Here is a 17,867-nt window from a genome sequence, read left to right as displayed (position 1 = left end):
ACCGGCGGTGCTCACCCGGCCGCGCCGCGCACATCGTGGGAAGGCGCCCCGGAGGATTCGATCTCCGCCAGGACCTCCCGCATCATTTGCCAGAGCTGTTCTCGGGCGGGCCCGGTGAGCGATAGCGCCGGAAAGGTCAGGAAACCGTGGAAGAGGCCGTCGAACCGATGCGCACGTACCGGGACTCCCGCTTCGGCGAGCCGGCGGGCGTAGTCGTCTCCGGCCGAGCACGGCGGGTCGAGTTCGGCGGTCGCGACGATCGCGCGGGGCAGACCGGCCAGTGAGTCGGCGCGGCTGGGGACCACATAGGGATCGCCGGTTCCGTCCGGTGCGTACTGTTCCCAGTACCAGCGCATGGCCTTGGTGGTGTTGTAGTACCCCTCGCCATACAGCCGGTAGGACTCGGTGGTGAAGTCGTCATCGATCACCGGGTAGAGCAATATCTGCGCGGCGATCGCCGGGCCACCCCGGTCACGAGCAGCCAAGCTCACCGTAGCGGCGAGATTACCGCCGGCGCTGTCACCGGCGACCATGAGCCGATCCGGGTCGATACCGAACTCCGCGGCGTGCTCGGCAGTCCATCGCACGGCCGCGTACATATCCTCCATCGCCGCCGGTCCCGGATGCTCGGGCGCCCGCCGGTAGTCGACCGAGACGACCGCGACACCGACAGCGTCGGCCATCGCCCGGCAGAACTCGTCGTGACTGTCGAGATCACAGAAGACGAAGCCGCCGCCATGAGCGAACACGACCACCGGCAACGGATCGGAGCCACCGATCGGCAGATAGACCCGCAGGGCCAGTGCCCCGCCCGGGCCATCGATCAATCTGTCCGCGACGACACGCATCTGCGGCTGTCGGGCCATCGGGGCACGCCGAGCCACGATGATCTCGCGTAGCTCGGCTGCCGAATACTGGGTCACGTCCGGAAACGCCTCCAATGCCGAGAGCATCGCTTCGACATCCGGATGCAGGTCGGACCGTCGTTGTCCGCCCATCTCGACCACGTCCTCACTTATCGTCGTACGGGGAAGGCGCACTCGCGCCGGGGAATTCGCGGCGTGAACGGTCAGCCGAGTCGTGCGGAGGTCCGGCCGTCGAGAGTGAATCCCTTGTATCCGGCTGCCGCAACTTCGGCGCAGATGCCGTTGTAGTTTCCGAATCCGCCTATATACGGCATGAATACACGTGGCTTACCCGGGATATTCGCGCCCATATACCAGGAATCGGCGCTGGGGAACAGCGTTGCCGCGGCCTTCGCATTACATTCGGCTACCCATTCGTCCACCGATTCCCGAGTCGCCTCGATCGTGGCGATATCGTGCTCGTCCAGGTGATCCATACAGCTCGCGATCCAGTCCACGTGCTGTTCTGCCATCAGCACCATATTCGCGAGCACGCTGGGGCTGCCGGGGCCGGCGAGTACGAACATATTCGGGAAGCCGGCGACGGCGAGTCCCAGATAGGTGCGGGGCCCCGCCGACCATTCCACCTTCAGTTCACGGCCGGACCGGCCGCGGATATCGATCCGGGACAGTGAACCGGTCATCGCGTCGAACCCGGTCGCGAAGATGAGAATGTCCAGTTCATGAGAGGATTCGGAGGTTTGTACACCGGACTCGGTGATGGCGGTGATCGGTGCGCGCCGCAGATCGACCAGGGTGACATTGTCCCGGTTGTACGTCTGGAAGTATCCCGTATCGGTGACGATCCGCTTGGTTCCGATGGGGTGGTCGGTAGGTATCAGCTGCTCGGCGACCTCGGGATCATCGACCATCTCCCGGATCTTGGCTTCGACGTATTCGCGGGCGGTGTCGTTCGCCGCCCGGCTGACGGTCTGGTCCGGGAATGCCTTGGCGAACAGATACCCGCCGCGTTGCCACCATTCGTCGTACACCCTGGTCCGCTCGGCCTGGTCGACGTCCAAGGCGCCTTTCGGGTACGGGCTGTTCGGCGTACCGCCTCCACTGAGCCGGGACAGGCGACGTCGCTCGGCATAATCGGCTTTCACCTCGGCGACGAATTCGTCGGTCAGCCGTCTGTTACCCGCGGGAATCGAGTAGTTGGGACTGCGCTGGAACACGAGGACCTGGTCGGCGTCCTCGGCGATCACCGGAATGGCCTGGATACCTGATGAACCCGTTCCGATGACACCCACTCGCTTACCGGTGAAATCGACCGGATCGTGTGGCCATTCACCAGTGTGGTAGGTCGCCCCCGCGAAGGTGTCCCGTCCGGGGATATCCGGTTTGTTCGTCGCGGAGAGCACTCCGGTCGCCAGAATGCAGAAGCGGGCGGTGACGGTTCTGCCGGTATCGGTGGTCACGGTCCACCGGCGGGCGTCCTCGTCGTAGACGGCCGCGGTCACCCGGGTCAGGAAATCGTAGGCAGAACGGAGATCGTGGCGATCGGCGACATATTCGAGATAGCGCAGGATCTCCTCCTGGGCGGCGAACCGCTCGGTCCAGGTCCATTCCTGTTGCAACTCTTCGTCGAACGAGTACGAATAGTCGATACTCTCGACATCGCAGCGCGCTCCCGGATACCGGTTGTGATACCAGGTGCCGCCCACTCCCTCGGCGGATTCGAAGCCGTGCACACGCATACCGCGCTGCCGGAACTTGTACACCGCGTACAGCCCGGAGATACCGGCACCGACGACAACGGCGTCGAAATCACTGTCCTGGGTTGTCACCACATTCTCTTCCCTCGCTGAGGTACCGCCGCTCGAAGTCAAGTTAGATGCCCGGCAACACTTATCGATCACCTTTTCCCACCCAGCGGTATCCGAATCCGATTGGTATTACTCATGGTTGGACGAGTGGAGGAATTCCGGGGCGACCGCATGAGCCGCTCTCCAGGGCGGGCCATCCAACCCACGGCACTACCCCGATCTGGCCGGTCCCGATTGCCGAACCCCGGCGGTTCAGCGGTCGGCCCGGACACACCGTCAACCCGAGGAACGATCACCCCCGCCGCGCTCTCACCGAACGTTCGTCATCAGGCCCGAGCAGGTTCCGTTTCCCCGTTCTCCTGTGCCGCGGCGGACCGCTGCGCCTCCTTCATCTCCCGCGCCCACATCCACTCGTGGCCCCAGTAGCTGTCGGCGGTGATTTCCTCGGCTGTGTAATAGGCCTCGTCGACCGGTTCGCCGCCGTACCCGTACTCGATATCCCAGCCGCCGGGCACGCGCACATAGAAGGAGATCATCTTGTCGTTGGTGTGCCGCCCCAAGGTCGAGGACACCGGGAAGTCCCGCGCCATCACCTGGTCGTACGCGCGGCCGACCGCGTCCAGCTCATCCACCTCGACCATGACATGGATCAGACCCGGATCGCGGCCCTCCATACTCGGCATGATCGCCAGGCTGTGATGGCGCTGGTTCACACCCATGAACCGGATCCGCAACGGCCCCATCTCGGGGGGCGTCGGCATGCGGAATGCGCCCCGGGACAGGAATCCCAATATCTCGGTGTAGAAAGCGAACGATTCGTCGAAGTTGGTCGTCGGCATCACCACATGGCCCAACCCTTGCGCTCCTGTGACGAACTTCTGACCGTACTTCGTCAGCACCGGACTGTGTTCGAGCACCGGTCCGTGGAAGAACTCCAGCGGCGTGCCACCGGGATCCTTCATGCAGATACCGGCTTCGACTTTCCGCCGGTCGGCGAGTTCCTCGGACATCGGCGTATACGCGAAGCCGGCCTCGTCCAAGCTGGCGGCAAGCCGCCGCAGTGCTGATGCGTCCCGGACCTCCCAGCCGACCGCGGTCACCCGGTCGACGTCACCACGTTCGACAGTGATCCGGGCGGGACGCTCGTCCATGCGGAAGTGCAGGGCGTCCTCTTCGTCCCCGAAACCCGGCGCGAAGCCCAGGACGTCGAACCCGAGTTCACGCCAGCGGTCCATATCCGTGGCCAGAACCCGTACGTAGCCGAGCGCTTTGATTTCCGTCATCGGTTGGCTCATATTCCTTTCCGGAGTGATCAGATCATGACGCGCAGCGGTCCCTGCGGGACCTCCACGCCGAGGGATGCCACGGCCGCCGCGTGATAGGTGGTGCTGGTGACATGGATGGCGTGGTGCAGACCGGCGTGCGCGTCACGCCAGAAACGCTGCAACGGATTGTCCATCCGCAGCGCGTTCCCACCCGCCCGGTCGAAGATCTCATCAGCGGCGCGTACCGCCCGCCAGGCCGCGCGCGCTTGATCACGGCGGACCGCGGCGCGTGTCTCGAAATCGATTTCCTCACCTCGGTCGACCCTGTCCCAGATCCGATCGACATTGGCCAGCAGTTGCTGCCGGGCCGCGTCGATCTCCGAGGCCGCTTCGCCGAGCGCGTGCAGCACGTACGGATCGTCCTTGACGAGCGTGCCGGTCGCACCCACCCGGTTACGCTGATAGTCGACCCCGGCCGCGAGCACGCCCTCGCAGATGCCGATCGTCGCGGAGGTGATTCCCAACGGGAACATGGTGGACCACGGCATCTTGTAGAGCGTTTCGGTGACTCCATACTCCTCGGCGGCCGTACCGTCCATCACTTTCGCCGAATCCATCACCCGGTAGTCCGGAATGAAGGCGCCCTCGACGATGATGTCCTTGCTACCGGTCCCGCGCAGACCGACCACATCCCAGGAGTCCGCGACGATCTCGTAGTCCGATCGCGGCAGGATCACGTGCAGACCTTGCGGCGGCATCAGCGGTTTGCCGTCCGCACCACCCACCATCGCGCCGAGAAATATCCAGTCACAGTGGTCGGTGCCCGAGGAGAACTGCCAGCGTCCGGTCATCACGTAACCGCCGTCGGTCGGCACGGCTACGCCGCCGGGCATGTAGGGCGAGGCCTGCCAGGTATCGCTGTCCTGGCCGAGTACTTCGTCCTGCACCCTGGGATCGGCGAAGGCGAGCTGCCATGGATGCACCCCGACGATGCCGCCGACCCATCCGGCGGAACCGTAGATGCTCGCGGTTTTCATCACCGCTTCGGCGAACTCACGCGGATGTGCTTCGTAGCCGTCGTACTTCTTGCGTTGCAGCAGCCGGATGATTCCGGCATCTTTCAGATTCTTGGCCATCGCGTCGGGCAGTCGGCCGAGGGAATCCCCTTCCTCGGCGCCGGAACGGATCTCGTCGGCGATGGCAACGATCTTGTCGAGTACGGGATGGGACATCGGAACTCCTGGTTCGCGATCGGAAAGTGGTTCAGGGGAATGGTCAGGACGGGGTGGGAGCGGTCCGACGGTGTGCCGCGATGGCACTGCGACCGGCGGCCACATTCGCGTCGACCTCGGCCTGCCAGTTCTTCAGTGCGCGCTCGGTATCGATCTCGAACTCGAAACGGTTGACCATCTCCGGCCGGATATCCGCGATATCGACATAGAACTGCTCGTACCAGCGCCGCAGCTGGTATACCGGGCCGTCCTCCTCGCACAGGAGGGGATTGTCGATGCGCGATTTGTTCTTCCAGATCTCCACGTCCTGTTCGAAACCGATCGCGACCCCCTCGGCGACGGCAGCGGCAACCTGCTCCGCCGCGGTGTCGTCCATTCCGCTCGGCTTCTCCACGATCACGCCGTACTGCAGGCGGAACGATGTCGCGTCGATCGGATAGTGGCAGTTGATCAGATAGATGTTCGGCTGTCCGGCGCCGGCGCGGCCGCCACTCCAGAGCTTGTCGATCATGTAGGAGGGACCGTAATACGTAGCGTCCGATTGACTTTCGGTGCTGTAATTGGTATTGGTGCTGACCCCGGCGGCATCGGCGCGCGGACGCGAGCGCATGATCTGGGTCGCGGTATGGCCTTCGAAGACATTCCGGAAATAGGTCGGCATGCCGTAGTGGACGTAGAAGAAGTGCGCCATATCGACGACGTTGTCGACGATCTCGCGGCAATGCGATCCCTCGACGACCAAGGAGTTCCACACCCAGTCGGTCCAGCCCGCCTCTCCGTATGTGGGGATTTCCGGAATGGTCAGTTCGGTGGAAGGCTTGCCGCCCTCCGGGTCGTTCCATACGAACAGTTGGCCGCTGATCTCCATGGTCGGCCACGATTTGGTCCGCGCCAGTGGTGGGACCCGCCGCGCGTAGGGAATGGATGCGCATCGACCGTCCCCGCGCCACCGCCAGTCGTGGAAGGGACAGGCGATATCGTTGCCTTTCACGGTGCCGTGGGCCAGATTCCCGCCCATATGCGGGCAGAAGGCATTGAGCACGTTGACTTTTCCGTCTTCGCCACGAAATACGACGAGTTCGGTGCCGAACGCCGCCACCTGATGGGGCCGGCCGTCCGCGAAATCACGGATCAGCCCCAGGCAGTGCCAGCCCCGCGCGAATCGCGCGGGCGGCGCGCCGGTGTCGATGACACGGACCTCGTTGCCGGTGTCGGTCGTGGAACTCACGATACCTCCTGGTCAGACGGTTGCGACCGTGGATCTCGTCGCAATGGGTCCACCTTCGCAGGCGTCAGGACGGTGTGACGCGGATCTCCTGCTGAATGGGAGGCTTTCCGGACCGGCTGCCGGGACTCGACGCCACCGCGTCGCGGTGGCGGATACCGACTGTCCCGCGGCCCGGCCCCCGGTGGTCGTCAGCGCTCAGTACTCGATCGCGACCTCTGCACTCACCGGCTCCGCCTGACACGCCAGAATGTAGCCCTCCGCCAGATCTTCCTCAGTGAGGATCTCGTTGTGAGCCAAGCTCACCCGGCCCGATCTCAGCGCGCAGACGCACGCACTGCATGCACCTTCCCGGCATGAACAGGGGGCGTCGAGACCGGCGTCGAGTAGCGCGTCGAGAAGTTTCCGACCCGCGGCCCAGGGCACCGAATACTCGGCACCGTCGAGGGAGACCTGGACTCGGCGGACAACGGCGCCCCCGTCCGCGGACTCAGCGCTCTCCGAGGCGGGCTCGTCCGCGAACGGATCCTTGCTCAACGAGAGGAACCGCTCCGAGTGGACCTGGTTCCGGGGAAAGCCCACCTCCGCGCACACCCGGACAGTCGATTCCATCAACGGTTCGGGGCCGCAGACGAAAACCGACCTGCTCGGAAAGGGCCGGAGCAGCGCGGACAACAAGCGCGCACTCGGATAACCCTGCACGGACTCGAGCACGTGGACGACGTGGAACCGGTCGCCGAAGTGCTGCTCCAGGGACTTCAGTTCCGCTGCGAAGATCACCGACCCCTCCTCCCGGTTCGCATAGATCAGCACCACGTCGCCGGTGCCACCGAAAAGGATCGACTTCGCGATGGCGACAGCCGGGGTGATACCGCTGCCGCCGGCCACCAGGACGACCGGCTCGTCGAGGGACCGCGGGGTGAAGAGGCCCGCGGGTGGCAGCACCTCCAGGTCGTCACCGGCCGAAACGGCGTCACACAGCCAATTGGAACCGTGTCCGCCCTGGACCCGTTTCACCGTGAATTCGAGTGAGTCGTCGGTGTGCGGGGAACTCGACAGCGAATAGCACCGACCGGATCCGGTACCGCCGGCGGGCATCCGGACCGTGAGGAACTGCCCCGGCTTGTAGTCGAATGACCGCGAGTGTCCGGGGTGGGGTTCGACGACGAAGGAGCGCGCGTCGGCCGTCTCCTCGATCACCTCGAGCACCCGCACCCGACGGGTGCGCGAGTGTGTGGCGGGGGCGGCGGCGGCACGACCGGATTTCGGGCCGGCACTCGTCTCCGTGGACATCCACTCTCCTGATCGTCTCGGGCCCGCCCGCAACCCACCGGATCGGCTTCGGGCCACCGGCAGGCTACGGTGCGTGGTGAGGGCATTCCGGCCGGCGTCTCGCTGATCGGGAGACTCCCTCGGCTCCGGCCGAAGCCGGATGCGATGGTCTGTGACGACGCACGTCACGGCGCTTTCGATGGGCACGCCCGCAAAGTAGTACCGTGACTCATGTCACAAAGTTGTGATTGGTGCTGGGAGGCCGCATGAGAATTTCACGTCACGCCGGGGGGCCGGTATCAGTGGTCGAGCGGGTATCCCTGGTGCTGGAGACCTTCAACGGGGCGGGACCACTCACACTTGCACAGGTCACCTCTCGCACCGGATTGCCCCGTTCATCGGCACACCGGCTCCTGGAACAACTCACCAGCGCGGGGTGGCTCGCGCGCTCACCCGAGCAGACCTATGAACTCGGTGTCAAGGCCTATGAGATGGGGCAGGCCGCCCTGAATCAGAATCGGCTACTGCACGGCGCACGGCCCGTGATGCAAGCGTTCGCGCATCGCACCGGTCTCACCATCCAACTCGCCATTCTCAACCGCGGAGACACCGTCTACCTGGCAAAAGTCAACGGGCGGGCATCTGGGCCCACTCCGACGGCCGTCGGACAACGGGTACCCGGACATCTGACCGCCGTGGGCAAGGCCCAGATGGCGCTCGCCGATGTATCCGGCCGCCCGCGGCCGGTCGATGAACGGCAGCGCACCGGCGACGGCCTACTCGTCCGGCGTACCCCACAGAGCGTGACCACGGACGCCCAGCTCGAAGAAGATCTCGCCGCGGTCCGGGACCGCGGCGCCGCCTTCGATCGCGGGGAAGCCTTCACCGGTCTCGGCTGCGTCGGGGTCTCGATCGGGCCGCCGGACCACATCTACGGCAATCTGGCCGGTATTTCGATATGTGCGCCCGTGACCTCGCTCGACTACCGCGCGTTGGTGGGTCCCATGCGAGTGACCGCGCGTGAGATCTGGGATCGCTGCGTGGCCGCGGACCTCGCCTCGCATTAGCCGGGACACCGTTCTCCGAGCCGGCGGCGGCTCGTCCACCTTCCCGGCCCAGGTCGGTTTGCTCGCGCCGCGGCGGCGGTAGTCGGCGCCGCGGGCGGTGCCCGTCTGCTACGACGCTACTCCGATCCTCGCCTCGCCCAGTCGTGCGGCCATATCGGCCACGGCACGGTAGGCCATCACCATGCCCGAGCCCAGTGGCACGCCCGGCCCGGGATAGGCCGCTCCGGAGACCGACGCCGAGGAATTGCCCGCGGCGTAGAGGCCGGTTATCACCGAGCCGTCCGGACGCTCGACTGCAGCATTGCGGTTGATCACCGCGCCCCCTTTGGTTCCGAGATCGCCGAGGACCAGCCGTACCGCATGGAACCGGCTTCCGTCGAGCGCCCGCAGGCACTGGCCGGGTTCGGTGGCACCCACGAAGAAACGCCCGAACGGGTCTTCACCGCGGTGGAAGTCTTCGTCGACTCCGCGCGCGGCGAATTCGTTGAACCTGTCGACGGTACCGGCGAGTTCGTCGGGGTCGATACTCAGCGATTGCGCGAGGTCCGCGACGGTCTCCGCCGTGTGCCACAGCCCAGCCGCGGCCAGTTCTCCTAGGTCCGGGTAGGGAACGCATATCGCCGGGAGCCCGTCGCCGAAGCGATCGTCGAAGACGAACCAGAATTCGTCACTGCCCAACTCCATCCGCGTACGCATGGCGCGTCCCATCTGGTCATAGGGCAGCATCTCATCGGCGAAACGGCGACCGTCGCCGTCGACGACAATCCCAGCGCGGAGGCCGAGAGTGAAGGCGGCATGCCCGTTGGGGAACAACGTGGCCGGGCACCACCACGATTGATCCAGCAGGTCGAGTGCCGCGCCGACCTCGCTCAGCATCGCCACCGCGTCACCGGAGCCGGTATCCGGATGCGACGACGACCAGTCGGCCGTCGGCATGTTCTGCCACTGCTGTCGCAACTCCGCGGAACGCTCGTATCCCCCGGCGGCCAGAAGGACACCGGCCCGCGCCCGGATACGGAACTCTCCGCTGTCGGGGAGGGCCACGACGACACCGGTGATCTGCCCCGACTCGTCCTGGACGAGATGTCCGGCCGGAGTGGACGACAACAGATCGACGCGCCCCGTCGCGTCGAGGGCGAGCAGCATCCGCGCGATCCACGCCTGGCCACCATCCAGCGTGGAACGGTCGGCGCGCTCGTCGAATTGGTCGGTGGCCACCATCGGACGCACCTGGACCAAGCGTTCGCCCACCTCCTCGGCCGAGATGGATCGAGCAAAGATGCTGCGGCCGTTCGCGCTTCGCCCGGGTGCGTCGAAGTAGTCCGGGAAGGGCCGGTGTTCGAGCGGGATCCCGGCCACATTCTCGAGGAAGTCGGCGACGACCGGCCCGGTTTCGAGGTAGGCCCGCGCAACCTCCGCGCGCGTCCGATCGCCGACGACAGCGCCGAAGTAGGTCAGTCCCTGTTCGACGGAATCGTGGACGCCTTGGCGCGCCAGGACGTGGTTTCCGGGTAGCCAGACGCTGCCGCCCGAATACGCGGAGGTGCCGCCGAATCGATCGGTCTTCTCTATCACGCAGGCCGACAGGCCGCGGTGGGCGGCGGCCAGGGCTCCGGCCAGGGCGGCGCCGCCGGATCCCACCACTACTACGTCATAGGTCTTACCCCAGGTCATCGTGGACTGCACTCTCTCTCGCTGTTGCGGGTGAAGGCCGCACGCTAGCGGGCGACAGACCGCCGACAGACCCGGTTTTCCCGCTCAGCGGTATCGACGGCCGAACTCGTTCAGGTCGGTCGCTGGACCAGTTCTATGCGATAACCGTCGGGGTCGCGCAGAAAAGCGACGGTGACCCCGCCGAACCCTTCGAGTACCCGGGCAGGTGCCTCCTCGGTACCTCCGAACCGGCAAGCGCGGGCGAGCAGTGCGGCGGCGTCCGGTGTGTTGAGCACGAGCTTCTCGAACATATTGCCCGGTTGCGGAGTGTCCGCTGCACCTCGCGTCGCGATGAGTTCGATACCGGCCGGACCGGCCCGCAGGATCGCCGCGTCGAAATCCGCAGTGGAGAACTCGCGCTCGGTTTCGAATCCGCATCCCGCGGTGTAGAACTCGGTCGACTTCGCGAGGTCCGAAACCCGGATCGCGGTCAGCGACAGCATCGTTGTGGCCGGCCCGACGGCGGCTTCCGGATTCATCGGGTCTGTGACCCGCCGTTGAAGTCCAGCGTCTGTCCGGTCATTCCCCCCGACTCGCCGGAGGCCAGATACGCGCAGAACGCTCCCACCTCGATCGGATCGCCCAGCCGGCCGATCGGGATGGTCGCGATGATGTTGTCGATCATCTCCGGCGTCATCTTGTCGACGAGGTTGGCCTGGTGGCCGAGCGCGACGATATTCGCGGTCACCCCGTACCGGCCGGTCTCCGCCGCCAGATGACGAATGAAACCCTCGACACCACTTTTGCCGGTGGCATACATCGACACATTGATGTTCTGCCCGGTCCGCGCCGACCCTGACGAGATCTGCACTATCCGCCCCCACCCGGCGTCGCACATCCCGTCGAGGACAGCTTTGATGCAGTTCATCGCCCCGTAGATGTTCAGATCTATCGACGGCGGCCATTGGTCGGGGGTGAGTTCCCGGAACGGTTTGCTCACCCTGGCCTCCGCCACACCAGCGTTGTTCACCAAGATGCTCACCTGTCCGCCCAATTCGGCTTCGGCCGAGCGGACGGCCTCGAGGGTCGCCTCGTAATCGGTGACGTCGAAGGCTCGCGCGGTGGCCGTGTTGCCTTCCGCGACGATATTCGCGGCCACCTTTTCCGCACGGTCACCGAAGAGATCGTTGACGATCACGGCCGCACCCTGGCGCGCGAGAACTGTCGCGATGCCTTCGCCCACGCTCTGGCCCGCCCCGGACACCAGGGCGATCCGCCCGTTCAACTCGAACACGAGTTGCTCCTTTCCGCTCACCACCCGGAGAGTCCGGGCTCTCGCTGGTATGTCACTCTCCGGGCGCACCCCACAGATTGTCAATCAATATTGGATTTTATTTTGGATCCAATCTGCTAGCGTGCGATCTATGACGTCAGACGATTCGGTCGGCGCCCCGCCGGAGGCCTCGGTGCTCACCGAGTTCGCCGGCGGTATTGCGCGACTGACCCTCGACAATCCCCGCCGAAAGAACGCGATCACCCTGGAGATGGCCGCACGTATCGGCGAATTCTGCGATCGGGTCGAGGACGACCCCGCCATCGGTGCGGTCGTCGTCCGGTCGGCCGGTGCGTATTTCTGCAGCGGTGCCGATACTCGCGATCTCGCCGCCTCCTCCGCCGACCCGGCCTCGCCCGAGGCCGTGCGCCGAACTTCGGCGGTCTACGGCGCTTTCGTGCGAGTCGGCTCTCTCCCTGTTCCCACAATCGCCCGGGTCGTCGGTGGCGCCGTCGGCGCAGGCCTGAACCTGGCGCTCGCCGCCGATATCATGGTGGTGACCCCGGATTCCGTACTGGACAGCGGCTTCCTGGCCCGCAACATCCACCCGGGCGGCGGCCACCTCGCTCTGCTGGGCCGTGCGGTCGGCTGGTCGAGGACGGTGGCCCTCGCCGCGTGTGGGCGGTCGATGACCGGCACCGAGGCGGCCGCCTGCGGACTCGCCTACGCCGCTGTCCCCGAAGCCGATCTCGATACGCTCATCGCCGAGCTCACCACCGCGCCGGCTGCCGATCCCGAACTCAGCCGGCGGATCATGACCAGCGCCCGCCTCGAACTCGGTCCTCCGGCGGTCAGCTGGTCGTCGGCCCTCGAGATCGAGCGCGGTGTGCAGATGTGGTCGATGTCGCGTAAGGGGCAGAAGTCCTGGTCGTCGCGGGGTCCGGGCCGATGACCGTCACCACCGGGTCCGGCGCGGCGGCGGTCGCCGACAGCCCGGAACTGCACGCGCTTCGCGCCGAAGTGCGCGCCTTCTTGGCGGCCGAACTCACGGCAGGCTCCTTTGTTCCGGCCGTGGACAATTGGATGAGTGGCTTCGACCCCGGATTCAGTGCACGGTTGGGACAGCGGGGCTGGCTCGGGATGACGTTGCCGACCGGGTACGGCGGTCACGGCAGATCCGCGATCGAGCGTTTCGTGGTGACCGAGGAACTGCTCGCGTACGGCGCCCCGGTCGCCGCACACTGGATTTCCGACCGCCAGATGGCGCCGGGCATCCTCGCCCACGGCACCGAAGAACAGAAGCAGCGCTATCTGCCCGGAATCGCCTCGGGCACATTGTTCTTCGCCATCGGCATGAGCGAGCCCGATGCGGGTTCCGACCTGGCCGCCGTACGCACCCGGGCTGTTGCCCACGACGATGGATCCTGGACGCTACGTGGTACCAAAGTGTGGACCACCGGGGCGCATATCGCGCACGCCATGGTGCTGCTCGCCCGCAGCGACGGTGAGACCGTCGACCGGCAAGCCGGGTTGTCGCAGTTCGTGGTGGACCTCTCGCACCCCGATATCGAGGTGCGACCGCTGCGCAGTATCGACGGAGCGGCGCATTTCAACGAGGTGATCTTCCACGACGCCCACCTGGGCCCGGAAGCCCTGTTGGGGAGCCGCGGCGCAGGCTGGGCACAGGTGATGAGCGAACTCGCATTCGAGCGTTCCGGACCCGAACGCTATCTGTCCACGATGCCGCTGCTCCGGGCCTGGGCCGACGAGCTGCGCCGGTCGGGCGCCACCGAAGAACAGCGGATCACCCTGGGTTCGCTCACCGCCCGCGCCTGGGCCCTGCGCCGAATGTCGTTGTCGGTGGCCGCCGAGCTCGCCGCCGGTCGCCGCCCCGATGTGCGAGCAGCGATGGTGAAAGACCTCGGCTCGGCATTCGAGGGCGATCTCGTCGAGGCGGTGCGAGCCGCCTGCGATACCGATCCCCGGCGCAGCGGCGGTGACCCGTTCTCCCGGCTACTGGCCAACAGCATCCTGCACACCCCGGCATTCACACTACGCGGCGGTACGAACGAGATCCTGCGCGGAATCGTCGCCCGCGGAATGGGATTACGATGACCTCTCCGAATTCCGAACTACGCGCGGCAACCCGGGCGATGGTAGAACGGTCCGGCGTCGACACTGCCACGCCCGCCACCGGTCAGGACACCGCTGTATGGGCGGCACTCGCCGAGGCGGGTTTCACCGAAATCGGGATTCCGGAATCCGCGGGCGGCAGCGGCGGCAGCCTCGCCGAAGCGCTCACCGTCGTCTCGGCAGCGGTCACCGGCGGTGCGCTCACCATGCTCATCGAGCATACGGTCCTCGCCACATGGCTGGCAGCGCGCTGCGGTATCTCCCTCGGAGCGCATACCGCGACCATCGCCACCGCCGGCCCCGACACCGCGGTCCACGAAACCGGCGACGGCCGACTGCTCTTGGACGGCTCGGTGCGGTCGGCGGTACACGGGCCCGACGCCGATCGGCTGGTCGTCCTTCTCGACCCGGCCGCCGACCGCCCCCGGGCGATCGCAATCCTCTCCCCCACCGGCCCGGGAGTCACCAGCACAACCGGCGCCGACCTCCTCGGCGCTTCCGTCGCCGATTATGATTTCGCCGCGGCTCCGGTCGAGTCATACGCAGAATCCACGGTCGGCGGTTCAGAACTCCGTTTCCGCGGCGCGCTGGCGTACGCGGTGGCGATGGCCGCGGCGGCGCGCGCGGTCTGCGACCGGACCATCGACTACGCGGGACAGCGCACCCAGTTCGGCCGTCGGCTGAGCAAGTTCCAAGCCGTGCAGCAGCGGCTCGCAGGGTTGGCCGCGCTGACCGCGCTCACCGAAACAGCCGCCCGGAGCGCGGTGGCCGAGAACGATGCCGGGGAAAACTCGGACCGGGCCCGGATCGCGATCGCCGCCGCGAAAGTGGTGACCTCCGCCTCGGCTCGGGAGATCGCCGCCGCGGGCCATCAGCTCCACGGCGCGATCGGATTCACCTCCGAATATCCGCTCGGCCGCTCCACAACGGCGCTGTGGACCTGGCGAGAGCGATACGGCTCGGAACGCTACTGGGCCGGTGATCTCGCCGACCGGATCCTCGAAGACGGGGCCGATGTCTGGGATCTCGTGGCCGGCTCCGGCCCCGCGGATACCGGCGCGGCGGCAGAAGGGAACAGTCGATGACCGTCACCACACCACAAGCCGCCGACGATTCCGCCGCACCCGCGATCGACGGCCGCGCGGCCTGGCGCACCGCGGACACCTCGACCGGAAACGGTGTGCTCACCGGAATCCGAGTGCTCGACCTCAGCCGGGTGCTGGCCGGTCCCTATACCGCCCAGATGCTGGCCGATCACGGCGCAGAGGTCATCAAAGTGGAAGCTCCGGCCGGGGACGAGACCCGCGGCTGGGGGCCGCCCTTCCTGGAGAACGGCAACAGCAGCGCCTACTACGCGAGTCTCAACCACAGCAAGGACAACATCGTCCTCGACTTGCGCACCGACGCGGGCCGCGAGATCCTCGCGCACCTGCTCGCCGGCGCGGATATCGTGATCGAGAACTTCAAGGCGGGCACGCTGGGGCGCTGGGGGTTCGACTACGAGTCCGTCCTGCGCGAACGTCATCCGCGCATGATCTACTGCCGGATCACGGGTTTCGGCGTAGACGGACCGATGGGCGGACTGCCCGGCTACGACGCCGTTCTGCAATCCTTCGGCGGCCTGATGAGCGTCAACGGCTATCCCGACGGCAGCCCGCTGCGGGTCGGGATCCCCATCGTCGATATCGTCGCCGCCAATATGGCGGTGAGTGGCATCCTGCTGGCGATGCTGGAACGTGAACGCAGCGGGCGGGGACAGCTGGTCGACATCACGCTGCTGGACTCGGTCATCTCCATCCTGCATCCGCACGCCGCCAATTGGATGGCCAGCGGCAGGGTGCCACAACGGACCGGAGACCTCCATCCCACGGTGGCGCCATACCAGGTGTTCCGCGCCGCGGACGGCGATTTCTTCGTCAGCGCGGCCAATGATCGCCAGTTCCGCTCGCTCGTGGAGACCCTGGGGCTGCCCGAACTCGCCGACGACCCTCGATTCACCTCCAACGGCGACCGCTACACCCACCGGGATGCCCTCGTCACCCTGCTGAGCGAGCGCATCGCCGAACGTTCGCGCACGGATCTGGGTGGACGGCTCGAGGCGGTCGGTGTGCCCGCGAGCCCGGTCCATACGATCGACGAAGCGCTGCAATCCGCGCAGGTCCGTCATCGCGGCCTGTTCATCGATGACGACGACTACCGCGGTGTCGGCGTCCCGATCACACTGGGCCGGTCGCCCCGCCGCCGACCGCGTCCCGCTGTCCCGCTCGGCGCCGATACCATCGAAGTCCTCGCCGCGATGGGTTACCGCACCGAGCGCATCGAAGAACTGCGCGCGGCTGGTATCTTCGGGAACCCGTGAACAGACCGAGCGGAGACACCGCGCCCGCCGACCGCGGGCGTGACGGCGAACGGGCGGCCACCCGAGTCGTCGAAGAGATCGAACGACTCATCGTCACCGGCGAACTCTTGCCCGGTCAGCCCATCCGGCAGGTGCTGATGGCCGAACGTCTGGGCGTGAGCCGACTCCCCATCCGGGAGGCATTGCGCCAGCTCGCCGCCGCCGGACTGGTGGACCACGAACACAACGTCGGTTATACAGTCGCGCGGTTACAGCAATCGGATTTCGATCAGATCTACCTGATGCGCGCGGCGCTCGAGCGGGAGATCATCGCCACCCTGCCCCGATTCACCGAGGAAGCGCTCGCCGAGGTCCGGCGGCTCGGCGACCTGGTCGTCGACGCCGCCGAACGCGGTGACCTCCTGGCCATGCGGCTGCACAACCATGCCTTCCATTTCGCCGTCTTCGACCGGTCCCCGCTGAACCTCGTCGTCAACGAGGTGCGCCGACTGTGGACGCTGGCGATGCCCTACCACGCGGCATATCTGTACGACCCGGCCGCCCGCGCCCGGGTCGTCGCCGAACACGACCAGATGATCGAGGCACTCACCGAACACGACAACGACCGCCTCGACGAACTGATGAACTTGCACCGGCGCGGCGGGGAAACGAGTACCGGGGTCATGCTCCGGGCCACCCGCACCACGGTCCGCAAATCACCCGACCCCAGCGATCACGAGGAATGAGCCCAGTGCCCACCCCGACCGACAGAAGACCCACCCGGCCGACCTGGGATCCCGACCTGGCCGAGCTCATCACACGTGCGAATCGCTCCAAGTCCCTGCGCTCCGTCGGCGTGGTGGGCGCCCGGCGCGCGCTGGAGGCCATAGACCGCCCCGCCGGGCCCCCGATGCAGTCGGTCCACGACGCCACCGCCGACGGCCCACACGGACAGATCCCACTGCGCATCTACCGGCCGCCGGCCGCCCCATCGGAGAACGCACCAGCGCTGGTCTGGTTCCACGGCGGCGGCATGATCATGGGCTCACTGCACTCGTTCGACCGCCTCGCTCGAGATCTGGCCGACGCCACCGGCGCCGTCGTCTGCAATGTCGACTACCGTCTCGCCCCCGAACACCGCTATCCGGTCGCCAACGAGGATGCCTACGCCGCACTGTCCTGGCTCGCCGGCAACGCCGCCGCCTGGGGTGTGGATCCGGCCCGCATCGGTGTCGGCGGCGACAGCGCCGGTGGCAGCCTGGCCACCGCCACGGCTCTGCGCAGCCGCGACGAGAACGGGCCGGCCATCGCACAGCAGGTGTTGTTCTACCCGGGTATCGAACGCCGGACCGACCGCCCCTCCATGCGCGAATTCGGTGATTCGCCATTCCTCACCGCCGAAGACATCGACTGGATGAAGAACCTCTACCTCGGTGATGATCCGTCCACCGATGACCCCTACGGTGTCCCTGCCCTGGCCGATTCGCTCGCCGGGCTACCACCGGCCATCCTCGCCGTGGGATACGGCGACCCGCTCCGCGACGCGGTAGAGGCATACGGCGATCGGCTTCGCGCGGCAGGGGTACCCACCGCTCAGCTCCGTTATCCGGGCGTAGGCCACGGATTCGCCATGCAGGCACCTTCCGTCGCGCGAGCGCGGATGGCGATATCCGAGGTCGGGGCGCTCGCGGCGGCACGGTTTCGGTAGCGGGCGAAGCGCGCATCCCGGCGAGCC

Annotated in this window: 16 protein-coding genes; 7 read left to right on the top strand and 9 right to left on the bottom strand. The window is 66.6% G+C overall.

Translation table 11 applies throughout. The annotated features are described in order from the left end of the window. Positions 1–11 precede the first annotated feature (11 nt). The 6 genes from ACWEWT_RS01265 to ACWEWT_RS01240 all read right to left on the bottom strand — a co-directional run bounded on the left by ACWEWT_RS01265 (position 12) and on the right by ACWEWT_RS01240 (position 7,689). A complete protein-coding gene (locus ACWEWT_RS01265) occupies positions 12–998 on the bottom strand; it encodes an alpha/beta hydrolase (RefSeq protein WP_452554951.1) in 987 nt (328 codons plus the stop codon). 71 nt (positions 999–1,069) lie between these two features. Then, positions 1,070–2,695, bottom strand: coding sequence for a flavin-containing monooxygenase (locus tag ACWEWT_RS01260; RefSeq protein WP_452554949.1), 1,626 nt, complete (start codon positions 2,693–2,695; stop codon positions 1,070–1,072). A 305-nt stretch (positions 2,696–3,000) separates the two neighbouring features. Beyond that, entirely contained in the window at positions 3,001–3,957 is a 957-nt protein-coding gene (locus ACWEWT_RS01255) for a VOC family protein (protein ID WP_452554947.1), read from the bottom strand. Between the two features lie 29 nt (positions 3,958–3,986). Further along, positions 3,987–5,171 carry an acyl-CoA dehydrogenase family protein gene (locus tag ACWEWT_RS01250; RefSeq protein WP_452554945.1) on the bottom strand — a complete coding sequence of 395 codons (1,185 nt, stop codon included), beginning with the start codon at positions 5,169–5,171 and terminating at the stop codon, positions 3,987–3,989. A 43-nt stretch (positions 5,172–5,214) separates the two neighbouring features. Further along, positions 5,215–6,399, bottom strand: coding sequence for a Rieske 2Fe-2S domain-containing protein (locus tag ACWEWT_RS01245; RefSeq protein ID WP_452554943.1), 1,185 nt, complete (start codon positions 6,397–6,399; stop codon positions 5,215–5,217). A 195-nt stretch (positions 6,400–6,594) separates the two neighbouring features. Further along, the gene (locus tag ACWEWT_RS01240; RefSeq protein ID WP_452554941.1) at positions 6,595–7,689 is read right to left on the bottom strand and encodes a 2Fe-2S iron-sulfur cluster-binding protein; all 1,095 of its coding nucleotides are present in this window, start codon (positions 7,687–7,689) and stop codon (positions 6,595–6,597) included. A gap of 245 nt (positions 7,690–7,934) precedes the next feature. Between ACWEWT_RS01240 and ACWEWT_RS01235 the strand changes: the two genes are divergently transcribed. Then, positions 7,935–8,735, top strand: coding sequence for an IclR family transcriptional regulator (locus ACWEWT_RS01235; protein WP_452554940.1), 801 nt, complete (start codon positions 7,935–7,937; stop codon positions 8,733–8,735). A gap of 108 nt (positions 8,736–8,843) precedes the next feature. Here ACWEWT_RS01235 and ACWEWT_RS01230 read toward each other — a convergent pair whose 3' ends face one another. The 3 genes from ACWEWT_RS01230 to ACWEWT_RS01220 all read right to left on the bottom strand — a co-directional run bounded on the left by ACWEWT_RS01230 (position 8,844) and on the right by ACWEWT_RS01220 (position 11,682). Next, positions 8,844–10,421, bottom strand: coding sequence for an FAD-dependent oxidoreductase (locus tag ACWEWT_RS01230; RefSeq protein ID WP_452554938.1), 1,578 nt, complete (start codon positions 10,419–10,421; stop codon positions 8,844–8,846). A gap of 98 nt (positions 10,422–10,519) precedes the next feature. Continuing rightward, positions 10,520–10,927: a VOC family protein gene (locus ACWEWT_RS01225; RefSeq protein WP_452554936.1), complete on the bottom strand. Its 408-nt coding sequence runs from the start codon at positions 10,925–10,927 to the stop codon at positions 10,520–10,522. Further along, positions 10,924–11,682, bottom strand: coding sequence for an SDR family NAD(P)-dependent oxidoreductase (locus ACWEWT_RS01220; protein ID WP_452554934.1), 759 nt, complete (start codon positions 11,680–11,682; stop codon positions 10,924–10,926). Before ACWEWT_RS01220 ends, ACWEWT_RS01225 begins: the two co-directional genes overlap by 4 nt. A gap of 130 nt (positions 11,683–11,812) precedes the next feature. Between ACWEWT_RS01220 and ACWEWT_RS01215 the strand changes: the two genes are divergently transcribed. Genes ACWEWT_RS01215 through ACWEWT_RS01190 form a run of 6 tightly spaced genes read left to right on the top strand, consistent with a single transcriptional unit; the run spans position 11,813 to position 17,840 of the window. Beyond that, positions 11,813–12,613 (top strand): enoyl-CoA hydratase/isomerase family protein, encoded by an 801-nt coding sequence (locus tag ACWEWT_RS01215; protein WP_452554932.1) that lies wholly within the window; start codon positions 11,813–11,815, stop codon positions 12,611–12,613. Next, positions 12,610–13,776 (top strand): acyl-CoA dehydrogenase family protein, encoded by a 1,167-nt coding sequence (locus ACWEWT_RS01210; RefSeq protein ID WP_452554930.1) that lies wholly within the window; start codon positions 12,610–12,612, stop codon positions 13,774–13,776. Before ACWEWT_RS01215 ends, ACWEWT_RS01210 begins: the two co-directional genes overlap by 4 nt. After that, positions 13,773–14,879, top strand: a complete 1,107-nt coding sequence (locus ACWEWT_RS01205) for an acyl-CoA dehydrogenase family protein (protein ID WP_452554928.1) — start codon at positions 13,773–13,775, stop codon at positions 14,877–14,879. The genes ACWEWT_RS01210 and ACWEWT_RS01205 overlap by 4 nt, the downstream gene beginning before the upstream one ends. Further along, positions 14,876–16,153: a CaiB/BaiF CoA transferase family protein gene (locus ACWEWT_RS01200; protein ID WP_452554926.1), complete on the top strand. Its 1,278-nt coding sequence runs from the start codon at positions 14,876–14,878 to the stop codon at positions 16,151–16,153. The genes ACWEWT_RS01205 and ACWEWT_RS01200 overlap by 4 nt, the downstream gene beginning before the upstream one ends. Beyond that, positions 16,150–16,878, top strand: coding sequence for a GntR family transcriptional regulator (locus ACWEWT_RS01195; RefSeq protein WP_452554925.1), 729 nt, complete (start codon positions 16,150–16,152; stop codon positions 16,876–16,878). The genes ACWEWT_RS01200 and ACWEWT_RS01195 overlap by 4 nt, the downstream gene beginning before the upstream one ends. Next, complete coding sequence (locus ACWEWT_RS01190) at positions 16,875–17,840, top strand: alpha/beta hydrolase (protein WP_452554923.1); 966 nt, start codon at positions 16,875–16,877, stop codon at positions 17,838–17,840. The genes ACWEWT_RS01195 and ACWEWT_RS01190 overlap by 4 nt, the downstream gene beginning before the upstream one ends. Positions 17,841–17,867: the final 27 nt, after the last annotated feature.

Source organism: Nocardia sp. NPDC003963, from assembly GCF_053605105.1.
Note: the sequence above shows the minus strand (reverse complement) of the source record. Positions and strands in the feature narration are given on the sequence as shown.

Excerpts from the sequence above, each read along its gene's own strand:
- ACWEWT_RS01265 (WP_452554951.1), bottom strand. The coding sequence starts at position 998 with ATGGGCGGACAACGACGGTCCGACCTGCATCCGGATGTCGAAGCGATG.
- ACWEWT_RS01255 (WP_452554947.1), bottom strand. The coding sequence starts at position 3,957 with ATGACGGAAATCAAAGCGCTCGGCTACGTACGGGTTCTGGCCACGGAT.
- ACWEWT_RS01250 (WP_452554945.1), bottom strand. The coding sequence starts at position 5,171 with ATGTCCCATCCCGTACTCGACAAGATCGTTGCCATCGCCGACGAGATC.
- ACWEWT_RS01240 (WP_452554941.1), bottom strand. The coding sequence starts at position 7,689 with ATGTCCACGGAGACGAGTGCCGGCCCGAAATCCGGTCGTGCCGCCGCC.
- ACWEWT_RS01235 (WP_452554940.1), top strand. The coding sequence starts at position 7,935 with ATGAGAATTTCACGTCACGCCGGGGGGCCGGTATCAGTGGTCGAGCGG.
- ACWEWT_RS01225 (WP_452554936.1), bottom strand. The coding sequence starts at position 10,927 with ATGAATCCGGAAGCCGCCGTCGGGCCGGCCACAACGATGCTGTCGCTG.
- ACWEWT_RS01215 (WP_452554932.1), top strand. The coding sequence starts at position 11,813 with ATGACGTCAGACGATTCGGTCGGCGCCCCGCCGGAGGCCTCGGTGCTC.
- ACWEWT_RS01210 (WP_452554930.1), top strand. The coding sequence starts at position 12,610 with ATGACCGTCACCACCGGGTCCGGCGCGGCGGCGGTCGCCGACAGCCCG.
- ACWEWT_RS01205 (WP_452554928.1), top strand. The coding sequence starts at position 13,773 with ATGACCTCTCCGAATTCCGAACTACGCGCGGCAACCCGGGCGATGGTA.
- ACWEWT_RS01200 (WP_452554926.1), top strand. The coding sequence starts at position 14,876 with ATGACCGTCACCACACCACAAGCCGCCGACGATTCCGCCGCACCCGCG.
- ACWEWT_RS01190 (WP_452554923.1), top strand. The coding sequence starts at position 16,875 with ATGAGCCCAGTGCCCACCCCGACCGACAGAAGACCCACCCGGCCGACC.